Origin of the sequence: Streptomyces sp. NRRL F-5755 (assembly GCF_001279365.1) — a bacterium.
GTDB classification, from domain to species: Bacteria; Actinomycetota; Actinomycetes; order Streptomycetales; family Streptomycetaceae; genus Streptomyces; species Streptomyces rimosus.
Map to the genome: position 1 here is coordinate 1 of NZ_LGCW01000323.1, position 14,365 is coordinate 14,365.

A 14,365-nucleotide genomic window follows, 5' to 3' on the forward strand; every position below is an offset into this window, starting at 1 on the left:
CCCCCCGGGCCGGGCCCCGGAGGCCGTGGGTGGCCTTCGGGGCCCGGAGGGGAGTGGACGCCCTGTGATCACGAGGCGCCGTGCACAGTCCCCTTAAGGCGCATGCGCCGGATTGTCCGGGGTCGGGGAGTTCGTCGTGGTCTTGCTGCGTTGGGTTTCCCAGCTGGTCAGGGCTGTGGCGCAGGCGTGGTCGAGGTGGCGTAGGCCGGTTAGGTCGAGGGTTATGGGGCGGTTGTGGGGGAGGGACTCCAGTTGGTCGAGGAGTTTGGGGAGGCGGAGGAAGGTGGCGTTGCCGAGGGCGCGTACCTGGATGGGGTCGGTGGACGGGGCGTCCAGGCCGGTGATCTCCAGGTGGACGTGGGAGGTCTCCCAGGCCGTCTTGGCGATGGCCAGGAGGAGGCCGATCAGTACGCCCTCGAACATGTTGGTCACGACGATCGCGATGGCGGTCGCCGCGAGGATGACGGCCTCGCCCCGGTGCTCACGCCAGAGCGGGGCGAAGTCGCGCAGCGGGAGGAGCTTCCAGCCCGCGTGGACCAGTACGCCGGCCAGCGCCGCCACCGGGATGACGCCCAGCGCCGCAGGGAACGCCGCCGCGAAGATCAGCAGCCATGCGCCGTGCAGCACGCGGGACGCCTTCGTACGGGCTCCGGCGTGGACGTTCGCGGAGCTGCGGACGATCACCGCGGTCATCGGCAGGGCGCCCAGGATGCCGCAGACCGTATTGCCCGCGCCCTGGGCCATCAGCTCCTTGTCGTACTGCGTACGGGGCCCGTCGTGCAGCCGGTCCACGGCCGCCGCGCTGAACAGCGACTCGGCGGACGCGATCAGCGCGAAGGCCAGCACGGTGCCGATCGCGCCGACGCTCGCGAGCTGGGCGAAGTCCGAGCCGCCGGGCGGCTGGACGGACGAGAGCAGGCCCGTCACCTCGACCCTGGCTATGGGCAGGTCGAGAGCGAAGACGGCGAGCGTGGCCAGCGCCACGGCCGCGAGGGGGGCCGGCAGGACGCGGGCCGCCCGCTTCCAGCGCGGCCAGAGCACCAGTACGGCGATGGTGCCCGCGCCGACGGCGAACGCGGTCAGCGCCCCGCCCGACCCGGCGGTGCCGGTGACCAGGCCCGGCAGGCCGCCGAGGTTGGCGAGGCCGCTGCCGGGCGCCTTGGTGTCGGTGAGCGCGTACAGCTGGCCGGCGATCAGTACGAGGCCGATGCCCGCGAGCATGCCCTGGACGACGGCCACGGAGATCGCGCGGAACCAGCTGCCGAGGCGCAGTGCGCCCATGGCGACCTGGAGGAGGCCCGCCACGAGGACGATCGCCCCCAGCGCGCTCAGCCCGAATTGCTGCACCGCCTCGTAGACGAGGACGGTCAGTCCGGCGGCCGGGCCGCTGACCTGGAGGCTGCTGCCCGGCAGGAAGCCGGTGAGCAGGCCGCCGACGATGCCCGTGATGAGGCCGAGTTCGGCGGGGACGCCGGAGGCGACGGCCACGCCGACGCACAGCGGCAGGGCCACCAGGAAGACGACGATGGAGGCGGTGAAGTCCGCCCGGAGGAAGGGCCAGCGGGAGGTGGGGGAGGGGGAGACGGATGGGGTTATTGGGGTGGATGGTGCGGAAGTGTCGGAGGACTCGGCGGCGGGACGGGGGTCCGTGGTCGCGCCCGCGGTCGTTTTCGGTGTCATGGGGGAGTGCCTTCGCCGTCAGAGGGGGAGGAAGGTTTCGGTGGTGGGGCAGTGCGCCGAGACGAGGCCGGTGTGGACCTCGTAGTACCAGCCGTGCAGGCTCACCTCGCCCGCGTCGACGCGCTCGCGTACGCACGGGTACTCGCGCAGTCGCGCCAGCTGTTCGGTGACGTGCTGCTGGACCGCGGTCGCCACCGTCGGCGCCTCGTCCCTGGGCAGCTCGCCGGAGACCTGCTCGGTCAGCCAGGCGCGTACGTCGGGGGCGCTCGCGAGGTCCTCGCGGCGCGCCATGGCGCCGACCGCCCCGCAGTGCGAGTGGCCGCACACCACGATGTCCGCGACGCGCAGTACCCGCATCGCGTACTCGATCGTCGCGGCCTCCGCGCTGGCCGGCATGCCCGGTCGGTGCGGAGGTACGGCGTTGCCCGCCGTACGGAGTTCGAAGAGCTCGCCCGGGAGGGCTCCGGTGATCAGGGACGGGATGATCCGTGAGTCGGAGCAGGTGATGAACAGGGCGAGCGGCGACTGGCCGTCGGCGAGCCGCTGGTAGGTCTCGCGCTCCTCGTGTACGGCCGCGATGCGGGCGTTGAAGGAGCGGGCGTGTTCGATGAAGGTTTCCACGAGGGAATGTCTCCTGCTGGTCGGTTACGTGGTGCAGTGCCATGGGGCGCCGGCGAGCGCTGTGTGACGCTGCGCAGCCGTTTGCGGCCGTGCGGCAGCGGTGCGAAGCGCCGTGGCGCTGTGCGGCGCCACTGAGGGCATGGCAGAACCCGTTCGACTGGTGCGGAGCAGGAAGCCCCGGCGGTATCCCTCAGCAGCGGAACACGCAGTGCAGACAGTGCAGGGCGGGACGAGTGGAGACGCCTGGTCTTGATGAGGTGAGTGCGGCGGTTGTGCAGAGGTGCGCGGGCGACAGGGCGCCGGCCGGGTAGGACCGGGCCGTACGGAGGTACGGCGGTGTCGGGCGGCGATACGGGCACGGCGCGCCCTGTGCGGTCCGCGTGCAGCGGCGCGCGTGGTTGCGGTCCTTTTCCTTCTCCCGCCCGGCGTCGCGCTCGTTGTCGCGCCGGTACTGGATGCCCGTGGTACGGGGCTTGGTCGTCGGGGACAGCTCGGTGGGTGTCCCGTGTGTACCTGGAAGAGCCGCAGGGGTGGGGGTGGGCGCCTGGGCCGGTGCGGTGCCGGCGGCCGGGAGGAGCGGGGTCTTGCCGCCCTTGGCCGCTGCCGTGCCTGAGAAGAGCAGGGTCAGAACCACGGCGAGGACGCCGAGGAGGGTGAGCGGACGGAGGGAGCCTTGGTGGGGCTGGTAGCCGTGCGCCTGGGGCTCGTGCTGCTGGCTTCCGTACCGCCGGGTGCCGAGTGCGCCCCTATGGGGCTGCCGGGACGGGGCGGTGCGCATACGGGCTCGCGCTTCGCGCCCGGGGGCAATTGGCGTGCGTACCGGCGTACGGGATGCGGCGCGCGCTACCGTGAGGGCCGGGCTGCGACGGGGCGGCGTACGTTCCGCCCCCGCGCCCGGCGGGCTGTGCGGCCGGTTGGCGGCCGTGTAGTGGGCAGGGTGACCGGCCGTGTCGGGGCGGGTGGAGAGCGGGCGGGAGAACCAGGAGCGGCGATTGCGGCTGCCGGTCGCACCGTTCGCGTCTGCCCCGCTGGAGCGCTGGCCGTTCGCGTCCGTTCCCCGGGGGCGCTGACGGTTTACGTTCGCTTCCCCCGAGCGCCGGCCGATCACTTCCGCTCCCCCGGAGCGCCGACCATTCATGCCCGCTCCCCGGGAGCCGCGGGAGCAGCAGGCGCGACAGCAACGGCGGCAGAGCCCGAGGCGCCGGCAGCCGTCGTACGGGCCTCGCCCTTCGACCGCCTGGCCAGCGCCAGCAGCGGTACCAGACCGAGCGCCACCACCCCGCCGCCGAGCCCCAGTGCCGAGTACCCGCCCGAGGCCACGACCAGCCCCGACGCCATGCCGCCCGTAGCGCCCGCGATGGCGATCCCCACGTCGACCAGGCCCTGCGTCGAGGCGCGGGTGGCCAGCGGTACGGCGTCGGTGACGATGGCGGTGCCGCTGACCAGGCCGAAGTTCCAGCCGACGCCGAGCAGTACGAGTGCGGTGGCCAGCGCCGGTACGGAGTGCGCGGGCGCCAGCGCGGCCAGCAGACCTGCGGCGAGCAGCACGATGCCGGAGGCCGCCGCGACCCGCTGCCGGCCGATCCGGTCCACGAGGAGGCCGGTCAGCGGCGACGGCAGGTACATCGCCGCCACGTGCAGGGCTATGACAAGCCCGGCGGTCTCGGTCGCGTGGCCGTGCGCCCGCATGTGGACGGGCGTCATCGTCATGATCGCGATCATGACCAGCTGGGTGAGGGTCATGACGGCGGCGCCGGAGACGATGCCGCGGAGGTTCGCCGGCTCGGCGGCGCCGGCCGCTTCCGACCCGGCCGCCGCCTCGTCCTTCGACTGCCCCTGCGCCTCCCTCTCCAGCTCACCCCTGCACTCCGCCTCTGCCGCACGGGCCCGCGCCAGCCGCAGGGGATCAGGGCGCAGGAACGCGCCCAGCACCACCGCCGCGGCCGCGTACGCGACCACCGCCAGCAGGAACGGTCCGGCCAGGCGCGGTACGCCCAAGCCGTGCGCGACGTCGCCCATGACGCCGACCAGGTTCGGGCCGACCACCGCGCCGAGTGTCGTGGCGAACAGCACGAGGCTCACCGCGCGCCCACGCCGCGCGGGCGAGGCCAGGTCGGCGCCCGCGTACCGGGCCATCAGGGTCGTCGCCGTACCCGCCCCGTATACGAGGAGGGACAGGAACAGCAGCCATACGGAGCCGACGGCGGCCGCGACGACGACGCCGAGGCTGCCGAGACCGGCCGTGGCGTACCCCAGGGTGAGCCCCGGGCGCCGTCCCCAGCGCTGGCAGACGCGGCCGATCCCCACCGCACCGAGCGCGGCACCGCCCGTGAACAGGGCCGCGGGCAGGCCGGCCAGCCCCGTCGAGCCGAGCATCTCCTCGGCCAGCAGCGCACCCACCGTGATGCCCGCGGCCAGTCCCGCGCCGCTGAGCGTCTGGGAGAGGGCGAGCACGGTCAGTACGCGCCGCTGCTCGGGGGGCTCGGGCGCCTCCGGGGGCGTGTTTTCGTGCGAAGCGGGGTGCGGGCCATGGGGTGGTGTGGCGTGGGGGGCCGGTTCGCCGGGCCGAGCGCTCATGGGTCCGTGTCCTCGTGGTGGGGAGGGGCGGGCTGCCCCGGAAGCGCCCTCAGGGCGCGCCGGCGGGCTGAAGGGCCGCGATGTCCCGCAGCGACATGTTCAGCTGGTCGTGCAGGAAGCGCACGATCGTCCAGTGCGGCAGCGCGCCCTCGTCGAAGGGGCCGAACTCCCGCACGTACAGCGGTATCCAGCGCAGGGCTTCCTCGATCGCCTGCTCGCGGCCGGGTTCCTGCTGGTAGTCCTCGTAGCCGATGCTGCGGTGCTCGATGAAGAACCGGCCCGGCAGCCGTTCCTCGCAGAACTGCCGGTATTCGCGCGTCTGGAGGATGAGGTAGTGCCAGATCTCGTCGATGTCCTGCTCGACGGGCAGGAAGAGACCGCTCAGCTGCTCGCGGTGCCGGGAGACGAGGTAGAGGTACCGCAGGCATTCGGTGACCTGCCGCTCTACGTACGCGGGTTCCGCGCCGCCGCTCAGCGCCAGGAAGTGCTCCACCACCTCGGCGTGCAGGCGGTCGCCGAGCAGGGTGACGAGATCGTCGGGGGTGATACGGGGCTTTTGTTCCTGCGGGTGCGTGGTCATGGTTCTCCCGTGGTCTTTGCGTGTGTCGCAGCTACCGCGTGTATCGCGCGGATCTCGCGTGCCTCGCGTGCCTCGCGTATCGCGCGGATCTCGCGTATCGCGTACGGCCCTACGGCGACGGGTGGACTCACCTACCCGCTAAGCCCGGCCCGCCCGGCCCGTCCGCCCCGCCCGTCCCCCGGTCGAGCCACGCGTACTTCCCCGACTTCCCGATCGGGATGTGGGCGCGGTGCTCGACCCGGCACGCCAGGCCGGTCAGCCGTTCCACTCCGGCGCTCAGCGCCGCCGCCTCCGACGCGTCCAGAGGGGCGCCGTCGAACGTCGTGTACCGCAGCTCGGCCTCGCCGAGCCCAGCCCCGTCCTGAGCGTCCCCGGCCACCCGCAGCTGATGGACGAACACCCGGGACGACGCGCCGCTCACGCAGTCGTCCAGGTCGCCCTGCGCGACCGGCCCCCGGCCGTGTGCCGAGGTGAGCAACTCCTTCTCGCGGCCGCAGAATCGGACGATCTTCGTCGGGTCCGGTGTGCCGTCCAGCGTGCGCGCGCAGTCGCCGGACCGGTAGCGGATCAACGGCATGTACGGGTTGCGGACGCTCGACACGATCATGCTGAAGATGCCGCTGTCAGGAGCCACCGGGACCAGCTCGACGCTCATCTTGTCCAGGTAGGGGTGGTACCGGCCGTCGCGGTCGCTGTAGTAGAGGTAGCCCAGTTCGGTGCTGCCGAACAGGTCGATGACCGGGCAGTCGAAGTGCTCGTACAGGTAGCGCCGTACGTTGACCGGCGTGTACTCGTAGGCGTGCACGATGCTCGCCGGCTTCGGGAAACGGTCCCACAGGCCCCAGTCGGTGACCTTCCGCACGAGGTGCGCCAGGTGGTAGCCGGAGCAGTCGAGGTGGTAGCGGCCGTCCGGGTGCGCCTGCTGGGCCGTACGGATCTCGGCGAGCATCCGTTCTACGTCCGCGCGGTCCCAATGGGCCGGGTCGAGCGCGAGGTTGACGTAGAAGGTGCGGTCGTCGAGCCGTCGGTCTTCCAGGCCGGGTACGGGCGCGGGCGCGGCCTGTCCGCGCTTCTTCGCGTTGACGCGCGCCACGTGTTCCGTCGCCAACACGGTCGTCAGGGACACACGTTGGCAGCCCGCGTGCCAGGTGCCGGCGATATCCGGGTGCTCGCTCCACAGCCGGTAATAGGAGTTCAGCAGGAAGTACGGCGGCCGGATGATCTGCATACGGGCGTGGTTGGTGCCCGTGGAGAGCACGAACTCGGCCTTGCCGGCGTCGAGCGCCGCGGCCAGTGCCGGGGTCATCCAATTGTCCGGAAAACCCCGGGCGATCTCCGGTTTGTCGAGTATGGGGAAATGTCCCCGTTCTATCGACGCGCGGTAGATGGGTATGTCCCTTATCCGGTTCACGATGTCGGCGGTCGGTTGTCCCGACCGGCTCGGCTGGCCATCCATGCTCACCCTCAGGTCTGTCTTGTATGGCGGACGGGGAGTGATCGGTGTCGCGGCGTACGGGAAGCGGGGTGCGGGACCTGCGTCGTGCCGGGAACGTTCGGTGAATCGGGCGCCTGTTGTTCGGGCGCCTGTGGTCCGGGTGTCTGTGGTTCGGGCGTCCGTCGCGCGGGCGTCTGTTGTACCGGCGGCCTTTGTGCGTACCGAAGGCCGTTGTGGCGAAAGCCGTCGCGCCGACGGCTGTCCTACGGGCGTGAAGTGGCGGGGAGCCGGCCGTGGTGTGCGGCCGCCGGTCGGCTCCCCGCCGGGAGGGCTCAGCGCCCGGTCAGGAAATACATCCCGTCTTGGGCACGGCCGTGGTCGCGCTGATGCAGCCGGACTTCGTGGCGCTGATGCAGCCGTCCTTCCCGGCTTCGCGCGGCGAGTTCAGGGCGACCCACTCACGCCAGACGCCGTCCTGGGCCATCTTCTTGATCAGCTGTTCCATGTCCGTCGAGCCTCCGCAGGCAGGGGATGGTGGAAAACGGCGATGATCAGCCACGCGAGCCGCGCGGGTGCCGCTCTCTAGAACGTAAAAGACAGACCAAGTGATCGTCAAAGGCTTGCCACGCCGTGTTGGCTAAAACACGGGCATGAAGGGATGGTTTGGCTTGATCCTTCCGTTTGTGGCCATGCTTTGACCGGGGTTTGTGGCTGGTAGTGACCGTTATTGGCTGGAAACGGGCGCCAAGAGGAAGGATGGGGCGGCCGATTGGTACAGCATGGGCATGACAACTCGGCCATTGGCCGGAACGCAATCGGGTGGCCGGTTTGCGGCCACGTGGACGCGCGGTGAACGAACGGTGGATTTCCCGAAGTCGCGTCGGGATGACGGCCAATGTGGGCCTGCCGGGGAGCGCTCCGGGCCCGCCCCGAACGCGGCGGGGAGGGCTGCGTCAGCCCTCCCCGCGAACAACACTCCATGCCTTGCCGATACCGCAGGAAGTCCCGCCGGAGCCTTCGCCGGAAGGGCCATCGGCACGGGCCTCACCGCAACCTCGGCCCGTACGCGAATCCCTCGCGCATCCCTCGCGAATCCCCGCACAACCACCGGACAATCGCCGGACATACGCCGAGCGGTGACCGGCTGGCCGCCGGTCAACCGCCAATCAGCCGCCGGTCAATCCCCGCTCATTCACCCCGGCAACTCCGTACAACCCCGGCGCGGCTCCGCCCCCCGACCCGCCACCGGAATTCCCCGCCGGGCCCCCTGCGAACCCCAACCGAACCCCCGGCCGAACCCCAACCGATGCCCCGGCGACCCTCCGGCGATCCCCTTACGAATCCCCGCCCGTCACACTCGCCAACGGCCGCGCGGTAACCCTCGCGGAGAACAGCTCCTCCCCGTTCTGATACGCGGTGACGCGCGTATCGATGAGGCCGGAGCCATCGGTCGGCGGCGTATCCCCGGCCGGAACTTCGCCCCCCGAATCCGCAACGCCGAACACTGCTTCCGCCGCGGCCTCCGTCACCGCCTCCGCCCCTGCTTCCGATCCCGACTTCGTCATCTTTCCCGCCCCCGCCTCCGGGCGGCCGAGTACCGTCGCCTCTATCCAGCACGGTGCGTCCAATTCCGCGTACCGTGAGAAGACGGTGCTCAGTCCGACGGGTATGACCTCCATCGGGTGGAGCGCCGCGTGGACCGCCTGGTGGGCGGCCTCCAGCAGCAGCATGCCGGGGGCGTGGTCGACGGGGTGGTCGAAGATGACCGGGTGGGTGGTGTCCGTACGGAGCTGCCAGCGGTTGCGGGTGTCCGTGGGCGAGAGCATGACGCTCTCGAAGTGCGCGCGGGCCACCCTGTGCGGCGCGACCGGCGGCGGCAGCGGTACCGCGCGGGCCATCGCTTCCCGGGCATCGCCGTATTCACCGCGCAGCCGGCGGTAGATGGCCGGTGCGTGGCTGGTGAAACGTGCGACCGCGGTACCGAGGCGGACACCGTTCCGGGTGGCCTCGACATCCATGGTCAATGCACTCAGTGTGTCCTTACGGCGTTTGATGTCGGAGCAGGCGATGCGTAGTTCGATCTCGGTGGGGGCAGTCTCGGTACGCAGTACGTCAGGGTCCAGCGAATAAGTGAAGTGGTCCCAGATGAGTTGGTGTCCGAACGGCACGTTGTAAGCGAGATGTGAGAGCAGCGGAATGGTCTGCCGGATCGTCTCGATGAGCAGAAGCGGGTCGTGCAGCTGATTTCTGGAGGAGTAGAACGTATGGGCCCGCGGCCATTCCGCGGTCACGGTGTGGACGTCCGGGGCCGTCTCCTGCCAACTGGTGAGCAGAACTTCGGACAATGCCGTCTTGTGCACATACTCCTTGGGCACGGTGGTGGTCAGCGTGCGCGGGGAAGGGCCGGCGGCAGCAGGTGCGGGAAACTTCGGAAGCTGGCCGGTGGTGCTCATGCGGGTATCCCCCTGAGGAGTGTCTGCAGGTCCGGTCCTTGCGGCCCGTTGTGGTCCGCCGGGGCGCTCAGGCCGGTCCGCTACGTTCCTGCACGGGCCGCCGGCGGCCAACGAGGTCCGCTGCGCGGCGGGTTCGGCCGTCACGGCGTGAGAGCCTCGGCTTTCATAAAATAAATAGTATTCGTTTTGTTTGTCGAGGGAGCTGGTGCTGTCCATGCAGGAGCGTGCGGTCAGGACACGTGAGGTCATCCTCCGGGCGGCCGCCGAAGTGTTCGACGAGTTCGGGTTCAGCGGCGCCAGTATCAGCAAGATCATGAAGCGGGCCGGAGTGACGCAGGGTGGTATGTACTTCCACTTTCCGTCAAAAGAGGCATTGGCCCAGGCCGTGATGGTCGAGCAGGGCGGCGGCCTTGAACTGCCGCCCGGAGAGGACGGACTCCAGCGCCTGATCGACATCACCCTGTATTTGGCCGAGGAATTGCAGACAAATCCCAAACTGCGGGCGGGCGTCCGTCTTGCGGTGGAACAAGGGGAGTTCGGGGTACAGGACGACTCCGCGTACCGCGCCTGGGCCGAGGAGTTCGGCGGTCAGCTGCGCGCCGCGCGCGAGAAGGGCGAACTGCTCCCCGAGGTGAACGTGGACGAGCTGGCCTGGGTCCTGGTCAGTGCCTACACCGGTACGCAGCTCTTCTCGCAGATCTCCTCCGGCCGGACCGACCTGCACCAGCGTGTGGTCTCCCTCTGGCGCTACCTGCTGCCGGGCGTCGCCGCCCCGCCCCTCAGGCCGCTGCTGACGTTCGCGGCGCGAAGGCGCCGTGCGGTGGCGTGAGCGCGCGCGAGCCGGCGGCGAAGAGCCTGCCGTAGGAGGCGGTGCGGGCCCTCGCGGACGCGTACGAGACCATGGCACGGAGCGGTTCCAGCAGCACGTCAGGAAGCGAGTGCACGAGCGTGACGGCGAAGACGGTGAGCGAGGCCCAGACGGCGGCCGGTAGCGGGCGGACGACCCGCCCCTGGCGCGTGGTCGTCACCGGAGCGACCGGCTTCATCGGGTCCGCGGTCCTGCGAGAGCTCCTGCGTACGGAACCGGGCTCCTCCCCGAGCCCCCACCCGGATACGGAACCCACCTCCTCCGGTACGGAACCCACCTCCCCCCGTATGGAAGCCACTCCCTCCCACACGGAACCCACCGCTTCCCCGCGCCCCCTCCATATCCGCGCCGCATCCCGCAAGCCTGCCTTTGCCTCGGCCTCCGACTTCACCCCCGACCCCCGCCTCGACTGGGCCCGGGCCGACCTGGCCGACCCCGCCTCCCTCCGCGGCCTGTGCGAGGGCGCCGACGTACTGCTCCACCTGGCCTCCGACATCGGCCGGGACGAGGAGCACTGTGAGCTGGTGAACGTGCGCGGCACCGCCGCCCTGGTCGACGAGGCCGTACGCGCCGGAGTCGGCCGTATCGTCCACCTCTCCACCGCCGCCGTGTACGGGGCGGGACCGCACTCCGGCCTGGACGTGGACGAGATCCCGCCCGCCCCGGTCTCCGCCGCCAGCCGCACCCGGCTCGCCGCCGAGCAGCCGGTGCTGGCGGCGGGCGGCACAGTGCTGCGCCCGGGACTGGTGCTCGGCGCCGGCGACCGGTGGGTGGTGCCCGCGCTGGCCGAGCTGCTGGGCCGGGTGCCCGCGCGCTGGGACGGGGGCCGCGGACTGCTCTCGGCCGTGGCGGTCGAGGATCTGGCGAGCCTCTTCGTACGGCTGGCTCTCACCCCGTACGGAACCTCCGGCACCCTCAACGTCTCCGGCATCCACCACGCCAGCCACCCCGCCCCCGTGAGCAACGCCGACCTCATGGACACCCTCCTCGCCCACGATGTCTTCCCCGACGCCCCGGCCACCCTCCCCGACCTCTCCTGGGCCGACTGCCTCCAGCGCCTCGAAGCCACCCCCGGCCGGGTGAGCGAGCGGCAGTTCGCTCTTCTCGCCCGCGACCACTGGTACCGCAGCGAAGAGGTGTGGACGGCGGCGGCCTGCGACCCGGGCCCCGGGCCGCTCGCACGCCTCGCGGACTCGGCGGACTGGTACCGGGCCCACCTCCGCGCCCGCCTGCAGACGCGTGCCTAGACCCACCCGTGCCGGTGAACGCACCGGTAGACGCACCGGGCGCACGCCCGAGCGCTCCGGGCGCACACGCCAATGCGCCGGGCGCACACGCCGACGCGCCGAGCCTCCTCGAAGACCCGGCGCGTCGGCCCACTTGAGAGCGGCGTCAGGAAACGAACCGCACTCGGGACAGCGTCTGTTCGTCCTGCACCGCCGTCAGGGCACGATAGGCGTGTGCGGCGGACGACAGCGTCATGTGGTGGTGCCACCCCGGAAACGAGCGGCCCTCGAAGTCGTGCAGCCCGAAGTCCGTCTCCAGGGCGCGCAGGGTGGCCGCGGGCAGCTGATGCAGCCGGGCCAGACCGACGAGCTGCCCCATGCGGCGGTGCGCCATGTTGGTGAGCCAGATCCGGTTCGGCCGGGCGGAGTTCTGTCCCGGCTCCGCGAAGGCGCGGTAGGTGTGGTGCGAGCCCGGGATGCGTACGGGCGTGGGCGCGGTCTGCAGGAGCCGGGGGCGTACGCCGGAGTCGCCGGGCATGCCGGGCGTGGGCGGGGTGGCCAGCGTGGTGGCGGAGGGTACGGCGATGACGAAATCGCGTCCCTGTCGGGCCAGCGCCTCGATGAGCCGTACGGAGTCGGAGTACTCGCTCAGGTCGGCCACGACGGGCGCCGGCGCGGAGCACGTACGGGCGGCCTGCGCCTCCACCAGGTCGAGGGCGTGCACCCACATCGGACGCGGGTTGTTCGCCTCGGCGGCGGGGATGCGGTTGCGGCGCAGCAGCTCCTCGTCACCGGCCCACTGGGGCGGCAGGAACAGCCGCCAGTCGACGGAGACGGCCGCGCTGCCCCCGCAGTCGGCGGCCGAGGCGACGCTCGCCGTCGAGGCGGCGGGAGGCGCGGGCGCGTCGCCCACCGGCAGGAACATGCCCATGGCGAGCTGGCAGCTGACGGTGCGTCCGGCGCGGGCGCAGAAGCGGCGGTGCACGCCGACGGAGTGGCCGCCGCGCTTGGGCAGCACGGCCGGGGCGAGAATCCACGCCCGGGCCGGGCCGGACGCCTCCGCCCGGCGTGCGATCTCGCGCCGTACGGGGTTCCAGTCCCAGGGGCTGGCGTTGAGGAACTGGTGCAGCGACTGCGAGGCGGTCGGCGAGTCGGACACCGCGGCGGCCAGCCGGCGTACGGACTTCTTGCCCTCGGTGGTCAGCAGCGCCAGCAGGTACGCGTGCGCCCAGCGGCGCTGGTCGGTGCGCGGCAGATGGCCGAAAAGGTCGTCCGCGAAGGCGTCGAACGACTCCGGCGCTTCGGCGGAGGCGGTGCCGGAACCGGTGGTGGCGGCCGGGGACGCGGCGGTGGCGCCGGCCGTGTTGCTCCGGCGGGCGCTTCCGGTTCGGCCGGTGCCGGCGGTCCGGCCGGTGGTTCCGGTTGTGGCGGTCCGGGTGGCCCGGCCCGTCCGTACGGCGCGGCCGGTGCCGCCGGTGAAGGCGTCGGCCGGGACTCCGGAGCGATCACGCGCCCCGGATTTGTCGGTCGCGCCGACGGCTGCGAGCGGGTGGCCGGAAGGGAGGCGGGTGGACAGGGATCGTGCGGGGGTGCGGGTGGCCGGCTGCGCAGTTTCTGTCGTCATGTGTTCGTTCCCTCCCGTGGTCATCCCGTGGATCGGGCGCCGACCAGCAAAGAATAAAGAACGATCGTTTTTTTTTGCGAGCCCACGAGGTCCGGGGCTGTTTCCGGCATACCCGGAACCGGTGCGGAAGGCTGTCGAGCGACGCTCGGACGACTGTGGAGACCGGGGTGCGCGAGCGTCCGGAGAGGGGGCCGCGGCGGGGTCCGGCGGCGAGCCCGGACCGGTCCGTACGCGCGCCCGCGGGCTGCTCGCGACCCGCCGCGGAAGCTCCCCGGCGCCGCGCCCCGGATTCCGCTTCGCAGTCGCCGCCGGATCGGGCCCGGCCCGGACCCGCAACCGCTTCAAGACTCTTCAAGAGCCCCCTTGAGGGCCCTCGGTTCCCATACTGATCAAGTCTCCGCCAACTGCCCCCGTCGCCGTGCGGTCCGCCGAACCCCGCCTCTAGCATGGGCGGTTGGGTGTCACCGGTACGGCGCTGGCAACCGAGGGCGATCACCGAGGCGGGACAATGGCGCGACAGGACCGAGCTGAGCGGACGCGCCGGGCCCTGCTGCGGGCGGCCGCCGACGAGATCGCCGAGAAGGGGTACGCGGGCGCCTCGCTGGCCCGTATCAGTACCGCGGCCGAGGTCACGATCGGCGCCCTGACCTTCCACTTCGCCTCGAAAGCCGCGCTCGCGGAGGCGGTCCGGGATTCCGGTTGCGCCCTGACGCGCAGCGCGCTGGCGTCCCTGCTGTCGGCGGGCGCGTGCCCCAAGCCGGGCGCCCACGGCGAGTTACGACGGGTCGTCACCTTCACGCGCACGCTGGCGCGCCTCCTCGAAGAGGAGCCGACCGTACGGGCCGCCGCCCGCCTCGCCTGGGATTTCCCGGGCGACGGCAACACCTGGTACGCGATGTGGCTGCCATGGCTCGGCGACCTCGTCGACCGGGCGCGCGCGGACATCGCCGGCTGGACGACTTCGGAAGCGGTCACCGCCACCGCGCTGTCCGTGGTGACCGGCGCGGAGTTCGCGGCCCGTATCGGCGTCTCGCGCGGGGCCACGGCCGGGCTGTCGCCCTGGGAGCACGTGGACCGCGTCTGGGGGCTGCTGCTGGGGGCGCGGACGCCGCTGTTGGTGGGCGGCGATGAGACGTCACTGGGCGGCGAGAACCCACTGAGCTGCGAAAGTCGGCTGAGTGGCGAGAACCCGATGAGCGGCGAGAACCCGGTGGGCGCCGCGGCGCGGTGACGGACGCCCGCTCCGACCGCGCCGTCCGCTCCGGCTCCCGCAGCGATCAAATCCGTCGCGGTCGCGCCCC

General features: G+C 71.7%; 13 protein-coding genes. 3 read left to right on the top strand and 10 right to left on the bottom strand.

All coding sequences use genetic code 11. The features are described 5' to 3' along the window. Window positions 1–93 precede the first annotated feature (93 nt). The 8 genes from ADK86_RS39250 to ADK86_RS39275 all read right to left on the bottom strand — a co-directional run bounded on the left by ADK86_RS39250 (window position 94) and on the right by ADK86_RS39275 (window position 9,346). A complete protein-coding gene (locus ADK86_RS39250) occupies window positions 94–1,680 on the bottom strand; it encodes a SulP family inorganic anion transporter (RefSeq protein WP_078952565.1) in 1,587 nt (528 codons plus the stop codon). Between the two features lie 18 nt (window positions 1,681–1,698). Beyond that, on the bottom strand, window positions 1,699–2,301 hold the full coding sequence (locus ADK86_RS39255; RefSeq protein ID WP_053700946.1) for a carbonic anhydrase: 603 nt from the start codon (window positions 2,299–2,301) through the stop codon (window positions 1,699–1,701). Between the two features lie 190 nt (window positions 2,302–2,491). Further along, the gene (locus tag ADK86_RS43600; RefSeq protein WP_159394067.1) at window positions 2,492–3,079 is read right to left on the bottom strand and encodes a hypothetical protein; all 588 of its coding nucleotides are present in this window, start codon (window positions 3,077–3,079) and stop codon (window positions 2,492–2,494) included. A gap of 356 nt (window positions 3,080–3,435) precedes the next feature. Next, window positions 3,436–4,878, bottom strand: a complete 1,443-nt coding sequence (locus tag ADK86_RS39260; protein ID WP_078952566.1) for an MFS transporter — start codon at window positions 4,876–4,878, stop codon at window positions 3,436–3,438. 49 nt (window positions 4,879–4,927) lie between these two features. After that, on the bottom strand, window positions 4,928–5,458 hold the full coding sequence (locus tag ADK86_RS39265) for a hypothetical protein (protein ID WP_053700948.1): 531 nt from the start codon (window positions 5,456–5,458) through the stop codon (window positions 4,928–4,930). Window positions 5,459–5,585: 127 nt separating this feature from the next. Next, the gene (locus ADK86_RS39270) at window positions 5,586–6,914 is read right to left on the bottom strand and encodes a hypothetical protein (RefSeq protein WP_053700949.1); all 1,329 of its coding nucleotides are present in this window, start codon (window positions 6,912–6,914) and stop codon (window positions 5,586–5,588) included. Between the two features lie 322 nt (window positions 6,915–7,236). Beyond that, window positions 7,237–7,398 (bottom strand): hypothetical protein, encoded by a 162-nt coding sequence (locus tag ADK86_RS44065; RefSeq protein WP_199834560.1) that lies wholly within the window; start codon window positions 7,396–7,398, stop codon window positions 7,237–7,239. A gap of 829 nt (window positions 7,399–8,227) precedes the next feature. Next, window positions 8,228–9,346 carry a ScbA/BarX family gamma-butyrolactone biosynthesis protein gene (locus ADK86_RS39275; RefSeq protein WP_053700950.1) on the bottom strand — a complete coding sequence of 373 codons (1,119 nt, stop codon included), beginning with the start codon at window positions 9,344–9,346 and terminating at the stop codon, window positions 8,228–8,230. 214 nt (window positions 9,347–9,560) lie between these two features. Between ADK86_RS39275 and ADK86_RS39280 the strand changes: the two genes are divergently transcribed. Beyond that, window positions 9,561–10,175, top strand: a complete 615-nt coding sequence (locus ADK86_RS39280; RefSeq protein WP_053700971.1) for a ScbR family autoregulator-binding transcription factor — start codon at window positions 9,561–9,563, stop codon at window positions 10,173–10,175. On the opposite strand, the gene ADK86_RS45130 is transcribed toward ADK86_RS39280, so the two are convergent. Continuing rightward, the gene (locus tag ADK86_RS45130) at window positions 10,126–10,392 is read right to left on the bottom strand and encodes a hypothetical protein (protein ID WP_234346339.1); all 267 of its coding nucleotides are present in this window, start codon (window positions 10,390–10,392) and stop codon (window positions 10,126–10,128) included. The two genes, ADK86_RS39280 and ADK86_RS45130, sit on opposite strands and share 50 nt — an antisense overlap. On the opposite strand from ADK86_RS45130, the gene ADK86_RS39285 reads away from it, so the two are divergent. Then, entirely contained in the window at window positions 10,364–11,461 is a 1,098-nt protein-coding gene (locus ADK86_RS39285) for an NAD-dependent epimerase/dehydratase family protein (RefSeq protein ID WP_053700972.1), read from the top strand. The two genes, ADK86_RS45130 and ADK86_RS39285, sit on opposite strands and share 29 nt — an antisense overlap. Window positions 11,462–11,606: 145 nt before the next feature. On the opposite strand, the gene ADK86_RS39290 is transcribed toward ADK86_RS39285, so the two are convergent. Then, complete coding sequence (locus ADK86_RS39290; RefSeq protein WP_053700951.1) at window positions 11,607–13,064, bottom strand: transposase; 1,458 nt, start codon at window positions 13,062–13,064, stop codon at window positions 11,607–11,609. Window positions 13,065–13,572: 508 nt separating this feature from the next. Here ADK86_RS39290 and ADK86_RS39295 point away from each other — a divergent pair. Then, complete coding sequence (locus ADK86_RS39295) at window positions 13,573–14,295, top strand: TetR/AcrR family transcriptional regulator (RefSeq protein ID WP_053700952.1); 723 nt, start codon at window positions 13,573–13,575, stop codon at window positions 14,293–14,295. Window positions 14,296–14,365 lie beyond the last annotated feature (70 nt).

Bases quoted from the DNA above. Each gene is read 5' to 3' on its own strand.
- ADK86_RS39250 (WP_078952565.1), bottom strand. From the start codon at position 1,680: ATGACACCGAAAACGACCGCGGGCGCGACCACGGACCCCCGTCCCGCC.
- ADK86_RS43600 (WP_159394067.1), bottom strand. From the start codon at position 3,079: ATGCGCACCGCCCCGTCCCGGCAGCCCCATAGGGGCGCACTCGGCACC.
- ADK86_RS39260 (WP_078952566.1), bottom strand. From the start codon at position 4,878: ATGAGCGCTCGGCCCGGCGAACCGGCCCCCCACGCCACACCACCCCAT.
- ADK86_RS39265 (WP_053700948.1), bottom strand. From the start codon at position 5,458: ATGACCACGCACCCGCAGGAACAAAAGCCCCGTATCACCCCCGACGAT.
- ADK86_RS39270 (WP_053700949.1), bottom strand. From the start codon at position 6,914: ATGGATGGCCAGCCGAGCCGGTCGGGACAACCGACCGCCGACATCGTG.
- ADK86_RS44065 (WP_199834560.1), bottom strand. From the start codon at position 7,398: ATGGAACAGCTGATCAAGAAGATGGCCCAGGACGGCGTCTGGCGTGAG.
- ADK86_RS39275 (WP_053700950.1), bottom strand. From the start codon at position 9,346: ATGAGCACCACCGGCCAGCTTCCGAAGTTTCCCGCACCTGCTGCCGCC.
- ADK86_RS39280 (WP_053700971.1), top strand. From the start codon at position 9,561: ATGCAGGAGCGTGCGGTCAGGACACGTGAGGTCATCCTCCGGGCGGCC.
- ADK86_RS45130 (WP_234346339.1), bottom strand. From the start codon at position 10,392: ATGAAGCCGGTCGCTCCGGTGACGACCACGCGCCAGGGGCGGGTCGTC.
- ADK86_RS39290 (WP_053700951.1), bottom strand. From the start codon at position 13,064: ATGACGACAGAAACTGCGCAGCCGGCCACCCGCACCCCCGCACGATCC.
- ADK86_RS39295 (WP_053700952.1), top strand. From the start codon at position 13,573: ATGGCGCGACAGGACCGAGCTGAGCGGACGCGCCGGGCCCTGCTGCGG.